Raw genomic sequence first — 5,877 nt, 5'->3', positions numbered from 1 at the left:
ACGTTCGAACTTTTCCTTTGCCACGACTCTTCACCTCTTAACTTGGCTGTGCTTCCTCGCCATATGGCGCGCATACACCCGATAAAGACACATTTAAGGACTGTATTGATAAACACAGACCACCTTGGCACCATCAAGACACATGAAGCCGGACCCAGGATATACCTGGGCCCGGAAATTGGAGCTCTTGACCGGATTTGAACCGGTGACCTCACCCTTACCAAGGGTGTGCTCTACCTACTGAGCTACAAGAGCATAACCTTCACGCCATCTTGCGATGACCAAACCCTACCGGAGCTGGAGCGGGTAGCGGGAATCGAACCCGCATCATCAGCTTGGAAGGCTGAGGTTCTACCGTTGAACTATACCCGCACACTTTCCGATGCCTGCCAGCCTTCCGGCCACTCAAGCCATTCAATGAACGACTTGCTTTTAATCTGGTGGAGGGGGGAGGATTCGAACCTCCGAAGCTTTCGCGTCAGATTTACAGTCTGATCCCTTTGGCCACTCGGGAACCCCTCCAGAAAAGGGCCTACATTTTCTTTACGGCCCAACCACTTGTCAACCTGTTTTCAAGTAGTTAGACACGTTTAAAAGCTGGAGCTGGCGAGAGGAGTCGAACCCCCGACCGGCTGATTACAAATCAGCTGCTCTACCAACTGAGCTACGCCAGCTCACAAGGGTTGCGAATTCTATAGAAAGGACCATGGCGGCGCAATCCACTTGGAGATCAAACGCCTAATAATTACCCAGCAATTCAGGAGCAGGCCACCCAATCCAGCTTAAGAGACTGATTTGCCTGAAGAAAGATATTGAGCTCCGGTTTTTCTTCTGGCTTCTGATCGGCCAGATAAACCCAGTATTCGGTCACCGCTCGCGATGTTTCACGCACAAAGGCCGGATAACCCGCATTGCGCATCTTTACGCGCAAGCCTTCTGCCGATTCAGCACTGGAGAAATAACCCAGAGAAATGGCGTTGGCATCTTCACCATCCTTGACGACGAAGCTGTCGACACCATGATCTTGCAGCTCGTGCAACACCCTCAGCGCACGCTCCCTGTCCGCATAGGGCGGCAGGTACACCCAGTTAAGGCGATCCTTCTGGATGGTCAGCGCTCGCACCCGACCAGGCAAGCCGGCAGCCTTGAGCTGCACTGCGCCGGCATGGGCCGCATCACGGGACTCCCAAGGCCCTACCACTGCACACAAGGACCCGCTTTCCGGCCTACGCGCCCCCTCTCTGGTCGGCTGGGATCGCTCCGAAAGCAACACCAGCGGATCTCCTCCTGCAGACTGAGCCGGCGCACGCAGTGATACCGCCGCCTCCCCCGGCGCCAGACTCTTTGTGAGCTGCACCCCCAGATAGACCAGATTCACGACCAGCAAGCTGTAAAATATCCACCGCACCGGTGTTCCCCCACCATTATTGTTGTCGGGCTGCCACGCGCTCAAGACCATCAAGGACCAGGTCGGGCATATGCAGAAACTCGAACTGGAAAGCACCTGTCAATTTCGGGGCATCACCGCCAGTCACCAGCACTTTACAAGTATCTTCAAGCACTTGGCGCAGTTCAACCACCACCTCCGTGACGAAGGCCACAGACATGCGCAACAAACCATTATGCACACACTCCCCGGTCGACCGGCCCAGGGCCGGCCGGGCCGCGGCAGGCTCAATATGCACATCAGAGGTATCACGCAACAGGGCCGTACGCAGCATGCCCAGCCCCGGGACAATATACCCCCCCAGAAACCGCCCCTTGCCGTCTACCGCGTCAATGGTCAGCGCACTACCGCAATCGATAATGATACTGGCCCCGTAACACTGGTAGCCCTCTATCATCGCCACCCAGCGGTCCACCCCCAACTTGCGAGGCTCCGGATAACAGCTACGCACCCCGAAATCTTCCGCGCATGAATAATAAAAGCACGGAGACACCCCGGTGCGCTCAGCCAACAGATTAGCGATCTCGGCATCTGCCGATGGCCCCGCCACCGACGCTATCCAGATTGACTCGATGTGTCCGCCATCTTTCAGCAGGGTGTCGATAACCACAGGCCAGTCTCTGCCATGACGACAACCTCCCTGCTCAACCTTCTCGCCCTGGCGAAACCGCCATTTCAGGGCGGTATTACCCACATCCACAAACAGTTTCATCGAACTCTCAAACTCACTTCACCGCCATACACTTCACGCACACCTTGCGCGGTTTCCACGCGCAACGCTCCATCTGCCAGAACACCCGCAGCTTCACCCAGAATCATCTGATCACCGGACTGGACCTGCACCGACTTTCCTCGCACCCCATCATAGCGATCAAAGGCATCCAGAAAAGCGGCAAAACCTTGCTGCGAAAAACGCGGCAGCATATCCAGCAGATGAGATAACACACAAGCAGCCAACACCGTCCGCGATGGCATCTCTACAAGCTCGCTGGCCAGATCTGTCCACACCTGATCAATACCGCGGGCCTGATGGCCCGTCATGCGGCCATTCACCCCGACACCAATGACCACATCCACCTGACCATCCATCTCGCCGGCAAGCTCAATCAGTACACCGCCCACCTTGGCGCCATTGATCAGCAGATCATTGGGCCATTTCAAGGTTACCGGCAACTGCGGATCCAGCTCCTGCAACGCCTGAGCCACAGCCACACCAACTGCCAGGCTCAGCCCGCCGAGAGCGGCAAACCCGCCACTAACCGGGAAACGGATGGAAAAATACAGGTTGGCTGCAAAGGGAGACTGCCACTGCCTGCCCCGCCGGCCACGGCCAGCCGTCTGGCACTCGGTGACAAATACCTGTGGTCGGCGCACCGGTCCAGCCAACGCCAGAGCATCAGCATTGGTGGATTCAGTCACCCACTGGTAGTGCAGCTGCGCACGTTCACCCAATTCTGCTTGCAGGGAAATCTGGTCAATCAGGTCGACAGACTGGGCCAGCCGATAACCCTTTCCCTTGACGGATTCCAGCGCCATGCCGAATTCCTCAAGACGCTGGACGCGCTTCCAGATGGCAGCCCGGGAAATCCCCAGAGCCTGACCCAATTCTGAGCCGGAACGGAACTGCCCATCAGAAAGAAGGCGGATCAATTGCTGATCCGCCTCTTTGAGAGTGCTCAAGCTTCCCAAACCACCCCTTTGGTTTTCGCCCACTTGGGGATGTCATCCGCATAACGTTTTTCAATTTCGTTACGCTTCAGCTTCAAGGTAGGAGTAATCAGGTTGTTTTCGACGGTCCAGGCGTCCTTGCAAACCACCAGAGTCGTCATGCGCTCATGGGGATCAAGCTCATGATTCACACGGGTCAGCAGCGCCTCAAGTTCCTTGGTGAAATGTTCTTTTTCACTGCCTTTGGAGAGCTTTTCCTGCTCTTCCGGGGTAATGTTCAGCAGGGCAATCGGCTGGCCCATGCCCTGCCCGATAACACAGGACAACTCCAGACCTGGCTGTGTAGAAAGGCGGTTTTCAATCGGTGCCGGCGCCACATACTTACCTTTTTCCGTCTTGAAGATCTCTTTCACGCGACCGGTGATACGCAACCGACCCTTCTCGTCGATCTCGCCCACATCACCGGTATGCAACCAGCCGTCTTCTGTCAGGTCTTCAGCAGTCTTGTCGGGCTGCTTGTAGTAGCCCTTCATGTTACCCAGGCTACGCACCAGGATCTCACCGCCATCACCGATGCGGCATTCCACGCCGTCATTGGGGGTGCCTACCCAACCGATTTTCTGATCACCCTCTTCGGTGGTATGCGACCAGGCCAGATTCTCGGTCATGCCATAGACTTCGAGGATTTCCAGGTCCAGCTTCTTGAACCAGGTGATAATGTCTGGAGACAGCGCGGCAGCGCCGGACAGCGCGATACGGCACTGATCCAGGCCCATCGCCCCCAGCACTTTCTTCTTGATCACTTTGTTCAGGAAGGGAATCTTCAACAGTTTGTTCAGCTTCTTGGGCGGCACCGCCTCAGAAGCCTTTTGGTAGAACTTGGACCAGATACGCGGCACCGCGAAGAATACTGTCGGCTGGGCGCGCTTGATGTCTTCGCCGAAGGTCTCCAAAGACTCGGCAAAGAATATCTTACCACCCACATATAGCTGGGCAATTTCCACCGCCACACGCTCAGCCACGTGGGAAAGCGGCAGATAGGAAATCATGCGCTCTTCCGGCGTCAGGTTATACACCTTGATCATCTTCTCTCCGACGATGGAGAAAGACTGGAAGTCATGCATAACGCCCTTGGGCATGCCCGTGGTGCCCGAGGTGTAAATAATAGTCGCAATATCCTCCATGGCAGGTTCGGCCACTTGTTCAATCGGTGCCGTATCGCGGATGATATCGCCCCAGTTGGGGAAATCGTTCAGCGCATCGCGGGGAGCGAGGGTAAAGGCCACTCGCTTGACACCCTCCGGCACACCTTCTTTCATGATGTCCCAGTCATCCAGCTTGCCGACGAAAAGGAATTTGGACTCGCTGTGCTCCATGATCTGGCGGACCGTTTCTGCAACCAGTGTCGGGTACAACGGCACGCTGACTGCGCCTGCCATCCAGATAGAAAGGTCGGCAATAATCCATTCCGCACAGTTTTTGGAAACCAGCGCCACGTGGTCGCCCTTCTGCACCCCTTGCGACTGCAGGTAAGCCGCCATTTTGCGAGCTTCATCATTGATCCGGGCCCAGGTATAGTCCTGCAGCTCACCACCACCCATGGGCTGAACCATGGCCACTGATTGGCCCTGCTTCTCGCAACGCTGCTCCAGCGCCTTGAGCGGGCTCATTACTGCTGCCTTATTATCCATTGTCATAATTCTTAACCTTTTCCCAAGTCCAAACGTATCGATACAGCCCGTTTTCGCGGGTCTGGTGCAGGCCTGCCCTGCAAAATCGCAATAATCATTGCCCCGGTGCCGGATGCCGATCCAGCCACCGCCGTGCTGGCGCCCTGTTACGCAGCGCCCAGCTTGATTCAATAAACCCCAACCATACCACTTTCATCGCTAGCGATGGAGCCTTTACAGCAGCAGATGGCACGGTTATCACCACGCTTATCGCTGGTGGCGTCCAGCATAGAATGGCCGCCAGCGTGGATAAAGCCCCTATTGGTTTAATAATGTTTACGGCCTTTCTCTTGCCAGAGCTGCCCCCCTGATCGCACCCTGAAAGTTACCGAATACACAGGGAGCAGAGAGCATGTTTCTTAAAGAGCGGAAAAGTGGTCATCTGGTGCAGGTTGTCGACCTCACGGAACTGGTCAACCCTTTACGTAGCCAAGTCACAGGGCGTTACCACCACGGCGAAGAAGCACAGGAAGCAGAGCCATTCAACAAGGGAGACCTGGTATTCCCCTCTGGCGAGACATTGCCAGGATGCTGGGTGGATTCACATTATCGGGATGACGAGATTCCAAGTACCGGGATGGGGGTCTAGACGCGGCCTTCTATCCAGCCTGAGCGGGCTGGATTTGGGGCGGGGGTTTGGCGCGGCGGACTGATCTAGCGATGTTATGGCTGCGTGGCGAGGGGAGGTCTAGCTCGTAGCTCGTAGCTCGTAGCTCGTAGCTCGTAGCTAGAAGGATGACCTACTTAGGTAGCAAGCAAGCTTGCTATCCCTGCGAGACGCCTGCGGCGCCTCACCCTGGCACCTGCGGTGCATCAGGTTTCACACCTCGGCCCCCCTTGAGGGGATGGCAGCGCGAGCGCTGCGAGGTAGGGAGAGAAGAACACTGTATCCACGTGCTTCGCTTGCGAAGCCGAACAGCCGCTTTTCAGGCTGACCCGAAGGGTGAGCGCAGCGAATCAATTACAAAAAAAGCCCCCTAGCATACTGCGCTAGGGGGCTTTTTCTGTATTTAAGAGCCTGACGATGACCTA

The 5,877-nt window shown here is 56.1% G+C and carries 5 protein-coding genes and 4 tRNA genes; 1 reads left to right on the top strand and 8 read right to left on the bottom strand.

The window, feature by feature from the left end:
- Positions 1–179: 179 nt before the first annotated feature.
- From T9A_RS16390 to T9A_RS16355, 8 genes are all read right to left on the bottom strand, one after another.
- Positions 180–255: transfer RNA gene (locus tag T9A_RS16390), tRNA-Thr, on the bottom strand.
- A gap of 43 nt (positions 256–298) precedes the next feature.
- A tRNA-Gly gene (locus T9A_RS16385) sits at positions 299–372 on the bottom strand.
- A gap of 66 nt (positions 373–438) precedes the next feature.
- Positions 439–522, bottom strand: a tRNA-Tyr gene (locus tag T9A_RS16380).
- 76 nt (positions 523–598) lie between these two features.
- Positions 599–674: transfer RNA gene (locus tag T9A_RS16375), tRNA-Thr, on the bottom strand.
- An 83-nt stretch (positions 675–757) separates the two neighbouring features.
- A complete protein-coding gene (locus T9A_RS16370) occupies positions 758–1,408 on the bottom strand; it encodes an SPOR domain-containing protein (RefSeq protein WP_035250701.1) in 651 nt (216 codons plus the stop codon).
- A 16-nt stretch (positions 1,409–1,424) separates the two neighbouring features.
- Positions 1,425–2,159 (bottom strand): type III pantothenate kinase, encoded by a 735-nt coding sequence (locus T9A_RS16365; RefSeq protein WP_035250698.1) that lies wholly within the window; start codon positions 2,157–2,159, stop codon positions 1,425–1,427.
- Complete coding sequence (birA, locus tag T9A_RS16360) at positions 2,156–3,127, bottom strand: bifunctional biotin--[acetyl-CoA-carboxylase] ligase/biotin operon repressor BirA (RefSeq protein WP_035250695.1); 972 nt, start codon at positions 3,125–3,127, stop codon at positions 2,156–2,158. The genes T9A_RS16365 and birA overlap by 4 nt, the downstream gene beginning before the upstream one ends.
- Entirely contained in the window at positions 3,124–4,812 is a 1,689-nt protein-coding gene (locus T9A_RS16355; RefSeq protein ID WP_232222158.1) for an AMP-binding protein, read from the bottom strand. The genes birA and T9A_RS16355 overlap by 4 nt, the downstream gene beginning before the upstream one ends.
- Positions 4,813–5,197: 385 nt before the next feature.
- On the opposite strand from T9A_RS16355, the gene T9A_RS16350 reads away from it, so the two are divergent.
- Positions 5,198–5,434, top strand: a complete 237-nt coding sequence (locus T9A_RS16350; protein WP_035250691.1) for a hypothetical protein — start codon at positions 5,198–5,200, stop codon at positions 5,432–5,434.
- Positions 5,435–5,877: the final 443 nt, after the last annotated feature.

Source organism: Alcanivorax jadensis T9 (assembly GCF_000756655.1).
Lineage (GTDB): Bacteria > Pseudomonadota > Gammaproteobacteria > Pseudomonadales > Alcanivoracaceae > Alcanivorax > Alcanivorax jadensis.
Note: the sequence above shows the minus strand (reverse complement) of the source record. Positions and strands in the feature narration are given on the sequence as shown.

Coding starts and splice junctions, on each gene's coding strand:
- T9A_RS16365 (WP_035250698.1), bottom strand. CDS start 2,159: ATGAAACTGTTTGTGGATGTGGGTAATACCGCCCTGAAATGGCGGTTT.
- T9A_RS16355 (WP_232222158.1), bottom strand. CDS start 4,812: ATGACAATGGATAATAAGGCAGCAGTAATGAGCCCGCTCAAGGCGCTG.
- T9A_RS16350 (WP_035250691.1), top strand. CDS start 5,198: ATGTTTCTTAAAGAGCGGAAAAGTGGTCATCTGGTGCAGGTTGTCGAC.